The 13,174-nt window shown below is 72.1% G+C and carries 18 protein-coding genes and 1 pseudogene; 7 read left to right on the top strand and 12 right to left on the bottom strand.

Translation table 11 applies throughout. The features are described 5' to 3' along the window. Nucleotides 1–165: 165 nt before the first annotated feature. Together LG391_RS22195 and LG391_RS22190 are read right to left on the bottom strand one after the other, a co-directional pair. Nucleotides 166–648 (bottom strand): hypothetical protein, encoded by a 483-nt coding sequence (locus LG391_RS22195; RefSeq protein WP_225770233.1) that lies wholly within the window; start codon nt 646–648, stop codon nt 166–168. A 78-nt stretch (nt 649–726) separates the two neighbouring features. Then, nucleotides 727–1,323, bottom strand: coding sequence for an SCO family protein (locus tag LG391_RS22190; RefSeq protein WP_225770232.1), 597 nt, complete (start codon nt 1,321–1,323; stop codon nt 727–729). A gap of 99 nt (nt 1,324–1,422) precedes the next feature. On the opposite strand from LG391_RS22190, the gene LG391_RS22185 reads away from it, so the two are divergent. Further along, complete coding sequence (locus LG391_RS22185) at nt 1,423–1,596, top strand: hypothetical protein (protein ID WP_225770231.1); 174 nt, start codon at nt 1,423–1,425, stop codon at nt 1,594–1,596. A 156-nt stretch (nt 1,597–1,752) separates the two neighbouring features. Here LG391_RS22185 and LG391_RS22180 read toward each other — a convergent pair whose 3' ends face one another. Together LG391_RS22180 and LG391_RS22175 are read right to left on the bottom strand one after the other, a co-directional pair. After that, nucleotides 1,753–2,640 (bottom strand): AEC family transporter, encoded by an 888-nt coding sequence (locus LG391_RS22180; RefSeq protein WP_225770230.1) that lies wholly within the window; start codon nt 2,638–2,640, stop codon nt 1,753–1,755. Continuing rightward, a complete protein-coding gene (locus tag LG391_RS22175) occupies nt 2,637–3,326 on the bottom strand; it encodes a phosphatase PAP2 family protein (RefSeq protein WP_225770229.1) in 690 nt (229 codons plus the stop codon). Before LG391_RS22175 ends, LG391_RS22180 begins: the two co-directional genes overlap by 4 nt. Nucleotides 3,327–3,552: 226 nt before the next feature. Here LG391_RS22175 and LG391_RS22170 point away from each other — a divergent pair, with 226 nt between their 5' ends. Genes LG391_RS22170 through dmeF form a run of 3 tightly spaced genes read left to right on the top strand, consistent with a single transcriptional unit; the run spans nt 3,553 to nt 5,000 of the window. Beyond that, a complete protein-coding gene (locus LG391_RS22170) occupies nt 3,553–3,819 on the top strand; it encodes a metal-sensing transcriptional repressor (protein WP_225770228.1) in 267 nt (88 codons plus the stop codon). Nucleotides 3,820–3,836: 17 nt separating this feature from the next. Next, nucleotides 3,837–4,022, top strand: coding sequence for a hypothetical protein (locus tag LG391_RS22165; RefSeq protein WP_225770227.1), 186 nt, complete (start codon nt 3,837–3,839; stop codon nt 4,020–4,022). A gap of 15 nt (nt 4,023–4,037) precedes the next feature. Continuing rightward, nucleotides 4,038–5,000, top strand: coding sequence for a CDF family Co(II)/Ni(II) efflux transporter DmeF (dmeF, locus tag LG391_RS22160; RefSeq protein ID WP_225770226.1), 963 nt, complete (start codon nt 4,038–4,040; stop codon nt 4,998–5,000). A gap of 1 nt (nt 5,001) precedes the next feature. On the opposite strand, the gene LG391_RS22155 is transcribed toward dmeF, so the two are convergent. Then, the gene (locus LG391_RS22155) at nt 5,002–5,976 is read right to left on the bottom strand and encodes a dipeptidase (protein ID WP_225770225.1); all 975 of its coding nucleotides are present in this window, start codon (nt 5,974–5,976) and stop codon (nt 5,002–5,004) included. 178 nt (nt 5,977–6,154) lie between these two features. On the opposite strand from LG391_RS22155, the gene LG391_RS22150 reads away from it, so the two are divergent. Then, nucleotides 6,155–6,859 (top strand): hypothetical protein, encoded by a 705-nt coding sequence (locus LG391_RS22150; RefSeq protein WP_225770224.1) that lies wholly within the window; start codon nt 6,155–6,157, stop codon nt 6,857–6,859. A 117-nt stretch (nt 6,860–6,976) separates the two neighbouring features. Here LG391_RS22150 and LG391_RS22145 read toward each other — a convergent pair whose 3' ends face one another. Continuing rightward, a complete protein-coding gene (locus tag LG391_RS22145; protein WP_225770223.1) occupies nt 6,977–7,507 on the bottom strand; it encodes a peptidylprolyl isomerase in 531 nt (176 codons plus the stop codon). Between the two features lie 90 nt (nt 7,508–7,597). Further along, on the bottom strand, nt 7,598–8,077 hold the full coding sequence (locus LG391_RS22140; RefSeq protein ID WP_225770222.1) for an Lrp/AsnC family transcriptional regulator: 480 nt from the start codon (nt 8,075–8,077) through the stop codon (nt 7,598–7,600). Between the two features lie 193 nt (nt 8,078–8,270). On the opposite strand from LG391_RS22140, the gene LG391_RS22135 reads away from it, so the two are divergent. After that, nucleotides 8,271–9,290 (top strand): S1C family serine protease, encoded by a 1,020-nt coding sequence (locus tag LG391_RS22135; RefSeq protein WP_225770221.1) that lies wholly within the window; start codon nt 8,271–8,273, stop codon nt 9,288–9,290. A 15-nt stretch (nt 9,291–9,305) separates the two neighbouring features. On the opposite strand, the gene LG391_RS22130 is transcribed toward LG391_RS22135, so the two are convergent. Genes LG391_RS22130 through LG391_RS22120 form a run of 3 tightly spaced genes read right to left on the bottom strand, consistent with a single transcriptional unit; the run spans nt 9,306 to nt 11,572 of the window. Beyond that, entirely contained in the window at nt 9,306–9,911 is a 606-nt protein-coding gene (locus LG391_RS22130) for a hypothetical protein (protein ID WP_225770220.1), read from the bottom strand. Between the two features lie 47 nt (nt 9,912–9,958). After that, a complete protein-coding gene (locus LG391_RS22125) occupies nt 9,959–10,651 on the bottom strand; it encodes a TetR/AcrR family transcriptional regulator (RefSeq protein ID WP_225770219.1) in 693 nt (230 codons plus the stop codon). 39 nt (nt 10,652–10,690) lie between these two features. Continuing rightward, nucleotides 10,691–11,572 (bottom strand): DMT family transporter, encoded by an 882-nt coding sequence (locus LG391_RS22120; protein WP_225770218.1) that lies wholly within the window; start codon nt 11,570–11,572, stop codon nt 10,691–10,693. 76 nt (nt 11,573–11,648) lie between these two features. On the opposite strand from LG391_RS22120, the gene LG391_RS22115 reads away from it, so the two are divergent. Continuing rightward, complete coding sequence (locus LG391_RS22115) at nt 11,649–12,245, top strand: ABATE domain-containing protein (RefSeq protein ID WP_225770217.1); 597 nt, start codon at nt 11,649–11,651, stop codon at nt 12,243–12,245. A 16-nt stretch (nt 12,246–12,261) separates the two neighbouring features. Here LG391_RS22115 and LG391_RS22110 read toward each other — a convergent pair whose 3' ends face one another. Both LG391_RS22110 and LG391_RS34755 read right to left on the bottom strand, forming a co-directional pair. Continuing rightward, nucleotides 12,262–13,014, bottom strand: coding sequence for a hypothetical protein (locus LG391_RS22110; protein WP_225770216.1), 753 nt, complete (start codon nt 13,012–13,014; stop codon nt 12,262–12,264). Between the two features lie 61 nt (nt 13,015–13,075). Continuing rightward, a pseudogene (locus tag LG391_RS34755) lies at nt 13,076–13,174 on the bottom strand (aconitase family protein); the annotation flags it as partial.

Below are 13,174 nucleotides of genomic sequence, written 5' to 3'. Positions count from 1 at the left end.
GGGACGGCGCTTTTCGCGCTGCAGTATGACGCTTTTAGTGCCCAAGGGCGGGATCGGCAACCGGCCTGGGGCGGATAGCGAACAGAGGCCCGGATTCCAGGCTCCGGGTCCATCCGATCCGCGACGGTTTGTGCTCCGCCGCCGACGGCGGGCCGGGTTCCGCCGTCAGGGCGCGGGCTGGCCGGGGTCGAAGGTCGGCCCGCCCATGCAGGGCGCCACGATGTCGGAGCACTGGGCGGTGCGGAAATAGCCGCCCGAGGTGCGGTAGCGGACCTCGGCGACCCGGCCGTCGACCAGGGTGAAGGTCGCCTCGCAATAGTTCGGGTCCAGCGCGCTGGTGCCGATCTTCTGGCCGACGCCGGCATTGACCGGGCTGATGCCCATGTCGGTCCCGGCCGAGCCGCCGAAGCCGCCGAGGCCGGCGGCCTGGTCCGCGGCCATTCCCGCGCTCTGATAGGTCAGGTACCGGGTGTTGCCGGTGCTGCGGCTGCGGGCGGGCGTGCCGGCGCAGGACAGGAGCCGCGCCTCGCTCAGCCCGACCAGCTCGTTCTGGGCCGTCAGCGCCTGCTGCTGCCGGGCCTCGCGCTCGGAGCAGCCGTTGAGGACGAGGAAGGCGATCCCGGCCAGGGCGGCGTGGCGAAGGGTCATGGGGCGACTCCGAGAACGAAAGGCAGGATCGGGCCACGATAGCACGCCGGGCAGGATCGCAACCCGGTTCGTGTCCCGTCAGAGCTGCTTGGACAGCCGCTGGGCCATGTCCTGCGGCGACAGCTGCGGCGGCAGGATGTCCAGCACCTGCCAGTCCGGCCCCATCAGATAGACGAAGGCTGAATGGTCCATGGAATAGGCGCCGTCCTGCTGCGGCGCCTTCTGGTAGTAGACGCGGAAGGCCTTGGCCGCCTTGGCGATCTGCTCCGCCGTGCCGGTCAGCCCGACCATGCGGGGATGGAAGGCCTCGGCGTACCGGCCGACCACCTCGGGCGTGTCGCGCTCCGGATCCACGGTGATGAACACCGGCACCACCCCGTCGGCCTTCGGGCCCAGCGTGTCCAGCGCCGCCGCCATGGTCGACAGCTCGGTCGGGCAGACGTCCGGGCAGTTGGTGAAGCCGAAGAAGATCAGCGCGTCCTTGCCGGCGAAGTCCTTCTCGGTCACCGGCTTGCCGGCCTGGTCGACCAGCGCGATCGGGCCGCCGACCGAGCCGAAGCCCTGGCCGACGCCGCCGCGGCTGCCGGGCGGCCCCAGCCAGAAGGCCACGGCCGCCGCGATGGCGATCGCCGGCACCGCCAGCGCCAGGATCCGCAGGACCCGCTTCGTCCACATCTCGACCGGCCTTCCTCCGTGAGTCATGCTCCGTCGTCATAGGCCCTGCGCCCTCCCGACGGAAGCGTGCGCGGCGTCGCAGAATGGACGGACGATATCATGGCGGACAGGGCGCAGCCCGGCGCGGCCGGCGGCGATGCGGATGCGGAAAGCGGCTCGGTCGGCGACGACAACCGCGGCCGGGCCCTGGTGGCGCTGGAGGTGATGCGCCGGCGCGGCCTGATCGACCCGGCTACTTACGAGGTGCGGCGAAAGGAGATCGAGGGAGAGTAGGAGTCACGGACGCGGGTTCGGCTCTGTGACCAATTCCCCCTGTTGTCATTGCCGGGCTTGACCCGGCAATCCAGAAGATGTCGACGCTCTCTGGATGCCCGGGTCAAGCCCGGGCATGACAATGTGGGGTACGAAATCCACCCGCGCGAACCCGACCTACGCCATCAGGACCGCCAGCAGCACCGGCAGGGTCAGCAGGCTGATGATGGTGCCGACCACCACGGCGCCGGCCACCTCCTCCACCGGGCCGCCGTAGCGGGCGGCGAACAGGTAGTTGAACACCGCCGGCGGCATCGCCGACTGCAGGATCAGCACCGCCGCGGTCGGGTGCGGAATGGCGAACAGCCAGACCACGCCGTATCCGGCGGCGAGGCCGAGCACGAGGCGCAGCCCCGCCAGCCACAGCGCGTGGCCGAGATTGGCGATGCGCAGGCTGGCCAGCGACACGCCGAGCGCGATCAGCATCAGCGGCAGGGTGACGCCGCCCAGGAGCTCGGTGGCGTTGGCCAGCCAGCGCGGCGTCTCGATGCCGCCGGCGGCGAAGGCGATCGCCAGCAGGATGGCGTAGATCGTCGGCGTCTTCACGATCTCGGTCCACCGGCTGTGGCCGGAAGCGCAGGAGACGCCGACGGTGAACTGCAGCAGCGTCATGGCGGCGGAGAATGGCAGGGCCAGCGCCAGCCCTTCATCGCCGAAGGCGAAGTACGAGATCGGCAGGCCGAGATTGCCGGCATTGGGCAGCATCACCGTCGGCAGCAGCGGCCGCACCTTGCGGCCCGACAGGTGCAGCGCCAGCCCGCCGACCAGGCCGCAGGCGAAGACCGACAGCATGGCGAGGCCGGCCTGGCCGACGATCTCCCCGGCCGGGACGTGGAACTTCGTCAGGGTCGAGAACACCAGGCAGGGCGAGCCGACATAGGTCACCAGCCGGGTGACGAAGCCGAGGTCGAAGGGGTGGCGCGACCGGGCCCAGACGTAGCCGACGGCAGCGGAGGCGATCACCGGCGCCAGCACCGGGATCAGAGCGGCGACGAGTTCCATCATCGCGCGATCGCCACCGGGCCGCCGGTCGCCTCCAGGCAGCGGCGCACGGCCAGGGCCACGACCGCGCCCAGCCAAGCGCCGGCGACGATGTCGGCCGGGTAGTGCGAGGTGACCACGACCCGGCTCAGCGCCACCAGCCCGCCCAGCAGGCCGAAGGCCCAGCCCCAGCGCGGGAACAGGATCCACAGCGCGGTCATGGCCGTCGCCATGGTCTGGGCGTGGCCGGACGGGAAGCTGTTCGAGAACAGGTCCCAGCCGAAGGGATGCGGCGCGAAGGCGTCCTGCCGGAACAGGTGGCGCGGCCGCGGCCGGCCGATCACGGCCTTCAGCAGCCAGTTGGTCAGCGTCGTCGTCACCAGCGCTGCCAGCATGAAGCCGAAGCCGCGGGCCCGTTTCAGGCGCTGCGCCCGGACATCGCCATGGGCGGCCAGGAAGGCGGCGAAGCGGAAGCCCAGCCAGCCGAGGATCGCCAGCGCGTACCACCAGACGCCGAGGCCGAGATCGGTGAACAGCTTGACCGCGGCGATGACGCCCGAGCCGCGATGCGCCTCGAACCACAGCGCCGCAGGGCGGTCGGCAAAGGCTACCAGCAGCGCGCACAGCACGCCGACGGCAAGGCCGCTGGCCAGCACCGGCCGGCAGGCGAGGACGCGTCTCGACGCCGAAATGATTTCCGATGGACCCACTGCCCCTCCGATAGGTCCGTCGTTTACGACGGAACGGCGCGATCTTGAAGCGGCGTTCCGGTCATCCGAGGGTCCCGGATCTGCAATGACTGACCGCTGAAGTCATTCAGCAGCATTCATCGACGTCTTTTTGGATGAAGGCCGTTGTCGCGGCGTGACGCGGGTGACGGTCCCCCGCGACCAGCTGTCCCTTGCCCTATCCCCTCCGGGAGGATAGGGTCTGCCCATGAGCCATGCCAACAATCCCGAGATCCTGGGCCGGCTGAAGCGGGCCCAGGGGCATCTCGCCGCCACGCTGCGCATGGTCGAGGCCGGCGAGGACGGTCTCGCCATCGCCCAGCAGCTCCAGGCCGTGGTCAAGGCGGTGGAGAAGGCGAAGACCATGCTGATCCTCGACCATGTCGACCATTGCATCGCGCATCTCTCCAACGGCGCGGCCGAGGGCCGGGAGGCCCGGCTGGCCTCGCTGCGCGAGATCACCAAGTATCTCTAGAGGCCAACGAGACCATCATGTGCTGTCGCGTCGCCGTCGAACGGGTCTATCGCGAGCTCTGCGCCCGGGCCGAACCGCCGGAATGGGCCTTCGAGGCCGCGCTGACCCTGTACCGCCACAACCATCCGGATGTGCCGGTCGCGGTCGCCACGCGGGACGTCCGCGACTGGACCGGCCATCCGGCCCAGCTCCTTCTCCACTGAACCCTGGAGGCGGCGATGCACAGCCATTCCCTCGACGACTGGCGGCACGACCACCTTTTTCTTGGCGCCGACCACGCCCGCAACGAGCGCCGCACCCGCTGGGTGGTGGCGCTGACCGCGGCGATGATGGTGGCCGAGATCCTCGGCGGCCTCGCCTTCGGCTCGATGGCGCTCCTGGCCGACGGGCTGCACATGGCCACCCATGCCGGGGCGCTCGGCGTCGCCGCGCTGGCCTATCGCTATGCCCGCCGCCATGCCCGCGACCCGCGCTTCGCCTTCGGCACCGGCAAGCTGGGCGACCTCGCCGGCTTCGCCAGCGCCCTGGTGCTGGCGGTGGTGTCGGTCGGCATCGGCTGGGAATCGGTGCTGCGCCTGCTGAACCCGGTCGCCATCGCCTATGACGAGGCGATCGTCATCGCCGCGGTCGGCCTCGCCGTCAACATCGCCAGCGCCTGGCTGCTGCACGACGACGACCACCATCATCACGATCACGGTCACCACCATGATCACGATCACCACCACGCCCACGGGCATCACGACCGCGACCACAATCTGCGGGCGGCCTATTTCCATGTGCTGGCCGATGCCGTGACCTCGGTCGGCGCCATCCTCGGCCTGCTCGCCGGCCGCATCTACGGCTGGGCCTGGATGGACGCGCTGATGGGCATCGTCGGCGGCGTCATGATCGCGCGCTGGTCCTGGGGCCTGCTGCGCGATTCCGGCGCGGTGCTGCTCGACACCGTGCCCGATCCGGGCCTGGCCGAGTCGATCCGTGATCGGCTCGAGACCGGGGGCGACCGCATCGCCGACCTGCATCTCTGGCGCGTCGGCCCCGGCCACGCGGCCGCGATCGTCGCTCTGGTCAGCGATCGGCCGCTGCCGCCGGCGCAGTACAAGGCCCGGCTCGGCGGGCTGGCCGGCCTGTCGCATGTCACCGTCGAAGTGAACCGCTGCGAGCACCACGCGGCGGCGTCGTGATCTATCCCCACGCCGCTTCCGCAGCCCGCAGGAAGTTGCCGCCGAGGATGCCCAGCACATCGGCCTCGCCGTAGCCGCGGCGCAGCAGGATCTCCGCCACCTCCGGCAGCTGCTCGGGCTGCACCAGGGCGATGGCGCTGTGGGCGCTGCCGTAGCCGGCCTCGGGCGGCCACCAATAGTCGCGGTCGCGGCCGGGCGGCGCGTCGTCGACGTCCGGCGCGAACAGGAAGTCGAGACCGATGCCGGCATGGGCGGCGCCGACCAGCTGGGCGATATGGTCGATGTGCCGGGCCACGGTCTCGCTCCTCGCATCGCCCAGGAACAGGCTGATGCCGTTGATGCCGACCACCCCGCCGGTGGCGGCGCAGGCGCGGATCTGCTCGTCGGTGATGTTGCGCGGATGGTCGATCAGGGCGCGCGGATTGGCGTGGCTGAACACCACCGGCCGGGTCGAGGCCGCCATGATGTCCAGGCTGCTGCAGTGCCCGGTGTGCGAGCAGTCGAGCAGCATGCCGATGCGGTTGATCTCTGCCACCAGGTCGCGGCCGAACGCGGGCAGGGGGATGTCCCGGTCATGGCAGCCGCCCGCCGCCAGGTTGTTGCGATTATAGGCGAAGTGGATCTGGCGGACCCCGAGATCGTGGTATAGGCCGACCATCGCCAGGTCGCCCATCAGCGGCAGCGCTCCCTCCAGGTCGAAGCTGACGGCCAGGCGCCCGGCGGCCTTGGCGGCGCGGATCTCGGCGACGCCGCCGGCCAGCACGTAGTCCTCCGGATGGCGGCGGATCCAGTCGCGGAAACGGGCGGTGGTGCGGATCACCGTCTCCAGCGGCGTCATGTCCATGCCGATGTTGATCGAGACGTAGTCGATCCCGGCCGCCTTGTGCCGGGCCAGCAGCGACACGTCCGCGTCAGGGACCAGCGGCAGGCAGCTATGCGCGTCCCAGACCAGGGCGCGGTCGTACAGGGTGGGCATGGCGGGTCTCCGGTCGGGCCAGATGCTCCAGCCCAGCCCGCTCCGCCGCCGCGGGCAAGCCCTCCTGCGGCGGATTGCCGTGGCGCCTTCCGGCGGCTATGCAGCCCTCCTGCGCCGTGCCGCCCCCGGCCGGTTGCGGCCGGCCCGAGATGATACGGCCCGCCGCAATGAGGAGATGATGGTACGCCGCCTGCCGATCGTCGCCGCCGCTGCGGCCCTGGCGCTGACCGCGCCGCTCGCCCTGGTGCGGGCCGAGGTCGCGGCCGGCCAGGAGGCCGGCGCCGCCGCCCTGTCCGACCGGCTGGCGCTGACCGCGCTGGTGCAGTCGCTGCGCGCCGGGCTCGGCGCCACCGACAGCGCCACCCTGTTCCTGGAGGAGTGGTGCGGCCGCTACGGGCTGGCCGCCGCGGCCAAGATCGTGGCGAAACGCGTGCCCGGCGACGTGCCGCTGACCGCCCAGCAGCGCCGGGAGCTGGAGATCCCCGCCCCCGCCGAGCCGGTGGTCTATCGCCGGGTCCGGCTGGTCTGCGGCGACCAGGTGCTGTCCGAAGCCGACAACTGGTACCTGCCGAACCGGCTGACGCCGGAGATCAACACGGTGCTGACCGGGACCGACACGCCCTTCGGCCGCGCCATCCGGCCGCTCGGGCCGTCGCGCCGCACCCTGTCCTCCACCGTGCTGTGGCAGGCCCTGCCGGAGGGGTGGGAGCGGATGCCGGCGGACCGGCTGGCCGCCTGGGCCGCCGGGGCGCCGGCCCCGACCTATGATCCGGCGGCCTCGCTGTTCGAGAACCGCGCCCTGGTGCTGCGCCAGGACGGCAAGCCGATCTCCGAGGTGCGCGAGACCTACAAGATGCCGCTGATCGCCTTCCGCTTCCGCTGAAACGCAGAAGCCCGGCCACAGGGGCCGGGCTTCTTCTCGATCTGGATCAGTTCCAGTGACCTCGAATTGTCATGCCCAGGCTTGACCCGGGCATCCAGAGACTGTCGAGACCTTCTCTTATTGGGCGTCGGCCGCGACCTGCAGCTTGACGATCGTGTCCGGGTTGGCCGGCGGCTCGCCGCGCTTGATCTTGTCGACGAACTCCATGCCCTCGACCACCTGGCCCCACACCGTGTACTGGCCGTTCAGGAAGTCGCCATTGGCGAACATGATGAAGAACTGGCTGTCGGCGCTGTTCGGGCTCTGCGCCCGGGCCATGCCGACGGTGCCGCGCTTGAACGGCTCCTGGCTGAACTCGGCGTCGATCTTCTGGCCGGAGCCGCCCATGCCGGTGCCGGTCGGGTCGCCGGTCTGGGCCATGAAGCCCTCGATCACGCGGTGGAACTTGATGCCGTTATAGAAGCCCTGCCGCACGAGCTCCTTGATTCGGGCGACATGCTTCGGCGCCAGGTCGGGGCGCAGCTCGATCACCACCCGGCCGTAGGTCAGGTCGAGATAGAGCGTGTTTTCGAGGTCGCGGGCCGAAGCCCCTTGGGTGATGGCCATGGCGAGGAGAAGACTCCCGAGAAGTTGGAAGAAACGCGTCATGCGCTGGGCGCTCCGGACGGGTCGCGAGAAGTGGCGAGAAACAAGCACGGGTCGCGCCCGGGCACAACCCGGTGCGGCATGCGGCCCTCCTCAGGGTGCGGGCGGCAGCGGCAGGCGGCGGCTGTCCTTGATGGTGTCGAGCACGATGCGCGAGCGGATGGCGGAGACGCCGTCGATCCGCATCAGGCTGTCCATGATGAAGCGCGACAGGTCCTTCAGGTCGGGGGCAACCACGCGCAGCTCGTAATCGGCGTCGCCGGTCACGGCGCAGCATTCGACGATCTCGGGATGGCGCTGCACCGCCTCGCGGAAGGCCTCGGCGGTGAAGGCGCCGTGCTTCTCCAGCGTGATCGAGATGTAGGCGGCCACCGACAGGCCGATGCGGTCGGGGTCCAGCAACGCCGCATAGCCGCGGATCACCCCGGCCTCCTCCAGCCGCTGCAGCCGCCGGGCGCATTGCGACGGCGACAGCAGGACGCGTTCGGCCAGGGCGATGTTGCTCATCCGTGCGTCGTCCTGCAGGGCGGCCAGGATCCGCCAGTCGAAGCCATCCAGCGCGTCCGTCGCCATGTCCGGGCATCCTCGCCGTGGTCGCTGCGCGAATCGCGCATGCCGCGGCCGGACGATACGCCGGAACCGCCGCCTTCGTCAGCCGGCGGGTGGGCTGTCGTTGTTCCCCTTGGGTTCTCCTCCCGGCATGCCCACATCTTGGCAAACGGGGCGCACCGGCTGGCGCCGCCTCTTCCGCTCCCAAGGTCCTGCCATGCCCGGCTACGAAACCCGCTTCCTCCTCGACGCCCCGGCGCCGGGGCCCGAGGCTTCGACCCTGTCCGCCGCCCCTGCAGGGGCCGACGCGCTCGACGCCTATTCCCGCACCGTGATCGACGCCGTGCGCGCCGCCGCGCCCTCGGTCGTGCATCTCCGCGTCTCCGGCAAGGGGCCGGACGGCGCGCCGGTGCCGCAGGGCAGCGGGTCGGGCGTGATCTTCACCCCGGACGGCTTCGTCCTGACCAACAGCCATGTGGTGCACGGCGCGGTGTCGATCACCGCCACGCTCAGCGACGGCCGCAGCGTCGTGGCCTGGCCGGTCGGCGAGGACCCGGACACCGATCTCGCGGTCCTGCGCCTGCACGACAGCGTGCCCGGCTGGGCGCCGCTCGGCTCCTCCGCCGCGCTGCAGGTCGGCCAGCTGGTGGTCGCGATCGGCAACCCGCTCGGCTTCGAGGCGACGGTGACGGCCGGCGTGGTCAGCGCCCTCGGCCGGTCGCTGCGCGGCCGGTCCGGCCGCCTGATCGACGGCGTGTTGCAGACCGACGCTGCGCTGAACCCCGGCAACAGCGGCGGTCCGCTGGTCGACGCGCTGGGCCGGGTGGTCGGCATCAACACCGCGATGATCGCCGGCGCCCAGGGGCTGTGCTTCGCCATCGGCAGCGACACCGCCCTGCTGGTGGCGTCGGAGATCATCCGCCACGGCCGGGTGCGGCGCGCCTCGCTCGGCATCGCCGCGCAGACGGTGCGGCTGCCGCGGCCGATGCAGCTGGCGCTCGGCCTGCCGGCCGCCGGCGGCGTGCGGGTGGCGGAGCTGCTGCAAGGCGGCGCCGGTGCCGCGGCGCTGCGCGTCGGCGACGTGATCCTGGCGATCGACGGCCATCCGGTCGACGGCGTCGACGCGCTGCACCGGCTGCTCGGGTCCGAGCGGGTCGGCGTGGCTACCGTCCTGCGCCTGCTGCGCGACGGCCGGGTGCGGGAGGTGTCGGTGACGCCGCGCGAGCGGGCGGGCTGAGTCTACTGGCGGCGGCTATTCGAACTTGGTCGCCATGCTGGCGCCGTAGCCGATGATGCCGCCGCCGGTCAGCGCCACCGCCGGGATGTCGTGGGCCTCGATGTTCCCGAAATCCTTCTCCCGGGTGTAGAAGCCGCCGAGCGCATACTGCGCGTCGTAGAACGCGCCCAGCCGCTTGGCGTAAGCCAGCTGCTCCGGCCCGTCGGTCGGCTGCTTCGTCTGGGCCTGGATGTAGCTCTGCAGCGCGACATTGACCTCGCGCTGCGAGGCGATGGCCGTGCCGGGATACAGCTTCACCCGCTCGGCCATGAAGCCGGCGGCCTTGGCCTCGGCCGCGTCGTTCTGCTGGGCCGACACCCGCTTCAGCCCGTCCCAGGCGTCAGCCAGGTCCGGCCAGGCCATCCCGGCCTGGCGGTACAGGCTCTTGGCCTCGCCGGGGTTGCGGGCCTCGGCGGCCCTGGCCTGGGCCAGCAGCGCCTCGCCGCGGCTCCGGTCGAACCCGGCTTCGCCCTGGACGGCGCCGCTTTGCAGCACATCGGGCGGCAGCGCGGGCTGGTGCGGCTCGGCGGCACAGGCGGCGAGGGCGAACAGGGCCAGGGGGGCGAGGAGTCGCGGATGCATGGCCCATCCTTAGCGCAAAGCGGCGCGCGCCGCCACGGACGCGTCGATCAGCCGCCGCGTGGCGGCTTCAGGCCGCAGCCGCGCAGGATCAGGCCGGTGACGTGCCGGCCGGCGACCAGGAACACGTCGTCGTCCATCGCCTCGCGCCCCAGCACGGCCCGGATCTGGGCCTCGAAATCGGCATAGGTCTGGGTCGCGGCCCATAGGGTGAAGACCAGGTGCCGCGGGTCGACCGGCGCCATCCGGCCGGCGGCGATCCAGCCCTCGATCACCCGCGCCTTCTCGTCGATCGTCCGCTTCAGCTTGCCCGACAGGTAGTCGGCGACCTGCGGCGCGCCGTGGATGATCTCGTTGGCGAACACCTTCGACGCCAGCGGCCGGCTGCGCGACCAGCGCATCTTGTCGCGGATGTAGGCGGCCAGCGCCTCCGCCGGGTCGCGCTCCGGCACCAGATGGTCGAAGGCGTCGACCCAGAGGTCGAGGATGCGGGCCAGCACGGCGCGGTACAGCGCCTCCTTGGTGCCGAAATAGTAATGGACATTGGCCTTGGGCAGGCCGGCGCGCTCGGCGATGCCTTGCATGGTGGCGCCGGAGAAGCCGGCCTCGGCGAACACGCCCTCGGCGGCGTCCAGGATCTGCGCCTCGCGGGCCCGGCGCAGGCGGCTGCCCGCGCTCGGCCGCGGCGTGTCCAGGGCGGCGCCGGCGTCCTCCGGCGAATCCAGCATCTCGGCGTCGGTCATGCCGGCATCATCGGCCGGAAGGCCGGCGCCGTCGATAGCTCAGCGTGCCGGTTCCGCAGCCCCCGGCCGGGCCGGCGCGGCCGGTTCGGCCTCGCCCCGGCCGGCCAGGACGATGCCGGCGACGATGAAGACGCTGCCGATCAGGGCGACGGCCTGCGGCGCCTGGCCGAGGATCGGCCAGGCCAGCAGCGTCGCCACCACCGGCTGGCCGTAGCCGGCGATGGCGGAGAAGCCGGCGTCGAGCGTGCGCAGCGCGCGGGCGACCAGGATCTGGGCGGCGAAGGCGATCAGCGCCTGGGCCGCCAGGTTCAGCCAGCCGGAGGGATCCTGCGGCAGGATCCGGTCCTGCAGCAGCGCCACCGGCAGGGCGCCCAGCGTGGCCCCGACCAGGGTCCAGAGGGTGACGGCGGCGGCATCCTGCCGCCGGCACAGCGTCGCCGAAATCAGGAAGCAGACGGCGTAGAACAGGGCGGCCAGCAGCGCCATGCCGTTGCCCAGCAGGTCGCCGCCGGCCGTGCCGCGGGCCCCGGCCAGGACGGCGATGCCGAGGAAGGCGACCAGGCCGCCGCCGACCACCTGGCGGTCCGGGCGGCGGCGCAGCCACAGCGCCGGCAGCAGCGCCACCAGCAGCGGATAGATCATCACCAGCAGCGTCGCCTCGAGCACGCTGGTGCGCACGATCGAGGCGTTCCACAGCACCAGGTCGGCCGCCAGCATCACCCCGGCCAGCAGGGCCAGGCCGATGTCCCCCGCCGGCATGCCGGGCGACCGCCAGGCCGTCACAGCAGCCGGAATGCAGCTCAGCGTCAGGCGCCAGAAGGCGGTGGCCGCCGGGTCGACCGGACTGAGGCGGATCAGGATCGGCCCGATCCCCGACAGGCCGACGCCGGCGTAAAGCTGGCCGAGGGCGTTCCAGCGCATCGTAACCACCTTTTTGACGTTTGCCGGTAACAATATAGGTCTCGCTGAAACCTGTCAAAGTGGCTATGCTGGTTTCATGTCCTCCGAGCAGCCCCCTCCGCCCGAGCTGCCCCTGGTCGGCGGCTTCGCCTGCCTGGACTTCTGCAACACCCTGTCCGGATGGGGCGGGCCGGGGCCGCGGGAGCGGGCCGGCGACCCCGCCGCGCTGGCCGCCTGGTGTGCGCAGGCCTTCGGGCAGACGCCGCGGATCGACCGGGAGGAATGGTCGCGGCTGATCCGGCTGCGCGAGGCCTTGCACGCGGTGTTCGACGCGATCGCGATCCAGGCCGACCCGCCGGCGGACGCGGTCGCCCTGCTGCAGGCCGAAGTGGCGGAGGCCGCATCCCGCCGCCGCCTGACCGGCAGCGCGGCCGGGGGCGCCTGGCGGGACGAGCCGCCCGGCGACGGGACGGCGGGGCGGCACCGCCTGGCCATGGACGCGCTCGACCTGTTGCTCGGGGGCGAGCCGGCACGGCTGAAGCGCTGCGCCGGCCACGATTGCGCCTGGCTGTTCTACGACCGCAGCAAGAACGCCAGCCGCCGCTGGTGCCTGATGAGCGATTGCGGAACCGCGGACAAGGTGCGCCGCTTCCGCCAGCGGCGGCGATCAGGACCCGAAGCCCGGGATCGGTAGAGGCGCGCGACGGCGCCTACTGCATCAGGCGGTCGATCTCGGCCTTGAGCTCGGGATCGTCCGGCATGCGGCCGGCCGAGGCCAGCACCGCGGCGCGCAGGAGCAGGGCCTGGGCCGCCAGCTCGTCGACGCCGTCCTGCGCCTGGGCCATCACCTGCTCGATCTGGTCCAGCCGCTCGGCCATGCGGTCGGCGGTGGTGCCGTCCAGCGGCTTGGCGCCGGCCGCCTCGATCGCCTCCAGCAGGTCGGCGGCGACGATGCGCAGCCCCAGCCAGGCCGTCGCCGCCTCCAGCGACTGCCGCGACCGCCGGCTTTCGCCGCTGCCCAGCCGTCCGATCAGCGGCGCCGCCGCGGTCAGACTGCGGCGGGCCTCGTCGCGCGCGTCGAGGGCCTGGGCCGCCTGCACCAGCAGCAGGTCGGCGTCCAGCATCTGCGTCGATTCGGCGCCGTGCTCGAGCAGCGCCATGCCGACCAGCTCGTAGCGGCCGGCCTGCACCGCCTGCATCTCGCCATTCGCGGCGTGGCCGCGCATCCGGCCGTAGAACTCGGCGAAGGGGTCCGACGCCGCGGCCGCGTCCGGCGCGGGCGGCACGGTCACCACCGGGGGCTGCGGCCACCGGCGCAGCGCTTCGATCAGCTTTGCGGTGACCCGGGCGGAGGGGGCGGCGTTCGGATCGGCCGTCGCCTCGGGCTGGGTCGGCGCGATCGGCGCGGCCGGTGCTGGTTCCGCCGGCGATGGAGGCGGAGTCGTGTCGGTGGCCGGCGGCACGGACGCCGCGGCCGGAGGCGCTTCGGGGGCAGGCGCCGGAGGTGGCGCCGCCGGGTCGGCGGCGGCCGCCGCGGCCCTGCCGGCCCTCGAAGTTGCGGTTCGAGGTCGAGGCGCAGCGCTCGCCCGGCGACAGCTTGTCGGCGTTCATGGCCAGGCACAT

It is taken from the genome of Inquilinus sp. Marseille-Q2685 (assembly GCF_916619195.1).
Taxonomy (GTDB): domain Bacteria; phylum Pseudomonadota; class Alphaproteobacteria; order DSM-16000; family Inquilinaceae; genus Inquilinus.
Note: the sequence above shows the minus strand (reverse complement) of the source record. Positions and strands in the feature narration are given on the sequence as shown.

Bases quoted from the DNA above. Each gene is read 5' to 3' on its own strand.
- LG391_RS22195 (WP_225770233.1), bottom strand. From the start codon at position 648: ATGACCCTTCGCCACGCCGCCCTGGCCGGGATCGCCTTCCTCGTCCTC.
- LG391_RS22190 (WP_225770232.1), bottom strand. From the start codon at position 1,323: ATGTGGACGAAGCGGGTCCTGCGGATCCTGGCGCTGGCGGTGCCGGCG.
- LG391_RS22185 (WP_225770231.1), top strand. From the start codon at position 1,423: ATGGCGGACAGGGCGCAGCCCGGCGCGGCCGGCGGCGATGCGGATGCG.
- LG391_RS22180 (WP_225770230.1), bottom strand. From the start codon at position 2,640: ATGATGGAACTCGTCGCCGCTCTGATCCCGGTGCTGGCGCCGGTGATC.
- LG391_RS22170 (WP_225770228.1), top strand. From the start codon at position 3,553: ATGAGCCATGCCAACAATCCCGAGATCCTGGGCCGGCTGAAGCGGGCC.
- LG391_RS22165 (WP_225770227.1), top strand. From the start codon at position 3,837: ATGTGCTGTCGCGTCGCCGTCGAACGGGTCTATCGCGAGCTCTGCGCC.
- dmeF (WP_225770226.1), top strand. From the start codon at position 4,038: ATGCACAGCCATTCCCTCGACGACTGGCGGCACGACCACCTTTTTCTT.
- LG391_RS22155 (WP_225770225.1), bottom strand. From the start codon at position 5,976: ATGCCCACCCTGTACGACCGCGCCCTGGTCTGGGACGCGCATAGCTGC.
- LG391_RS22150 (WP_225770224.1), top strand. From the start codon at position 6,155: ATGGTACGCCGCCTGCCGATCGTCGCCGCCGCTGCGGCCCTGGCGCTG.
- LG391_RS22145 (WP_225770223.1), bottom strand. From the start codon at position 7,507: ATGACGCGTTTCTTCCAACTTCTCGGGAGTCTTCTCCTCGCCATGGCC.
- LG391_RS22140 (WP_225770222.1), bottom strand. From the start codon at position 8,077: ATGGCGACGGACGCGCTGGATGGCTTCGACTGGCGGATCCTGGCCGCC.
- LG391_RS22135 (WP_225770221.1), top strand. From the start codon at position 8,271: ATGCCCGGCTACGAAACCCGCTTCCTCCTCGACGCCCCGGCGCCGGGG.
- LG391_RS22130 (WP_225770220.1), bottom strand. From the start codon at position 9,911: ATGCATCCGCGACTCCTCGCCCCCCTGGCCCTGTTCGCCCTCGCCGCC.
- LG391_RS22125 (WP_225770219.1), bottom strand. From the start codon at position 10,651: ATGACCGACGCCGAGATGCTGGATTCGCCGGAGGACGCCGGCGCCGCC.
- LG391_RS22120 (WP_225770218.1), bottom strand. From the start codon at position 11,572: ATGCGCTGGAACGCCCTCGGCCAGCTTTACGCCGGCGTCGGCCTGTCG.
- LG391_RS22115 (WP_225770217.1), top strand. From the start codon at position 11,649: ATGTCCTCCGAGCAGCCCCCTCCGCCCGAGCTGCCCCTGGTCGGCGGC.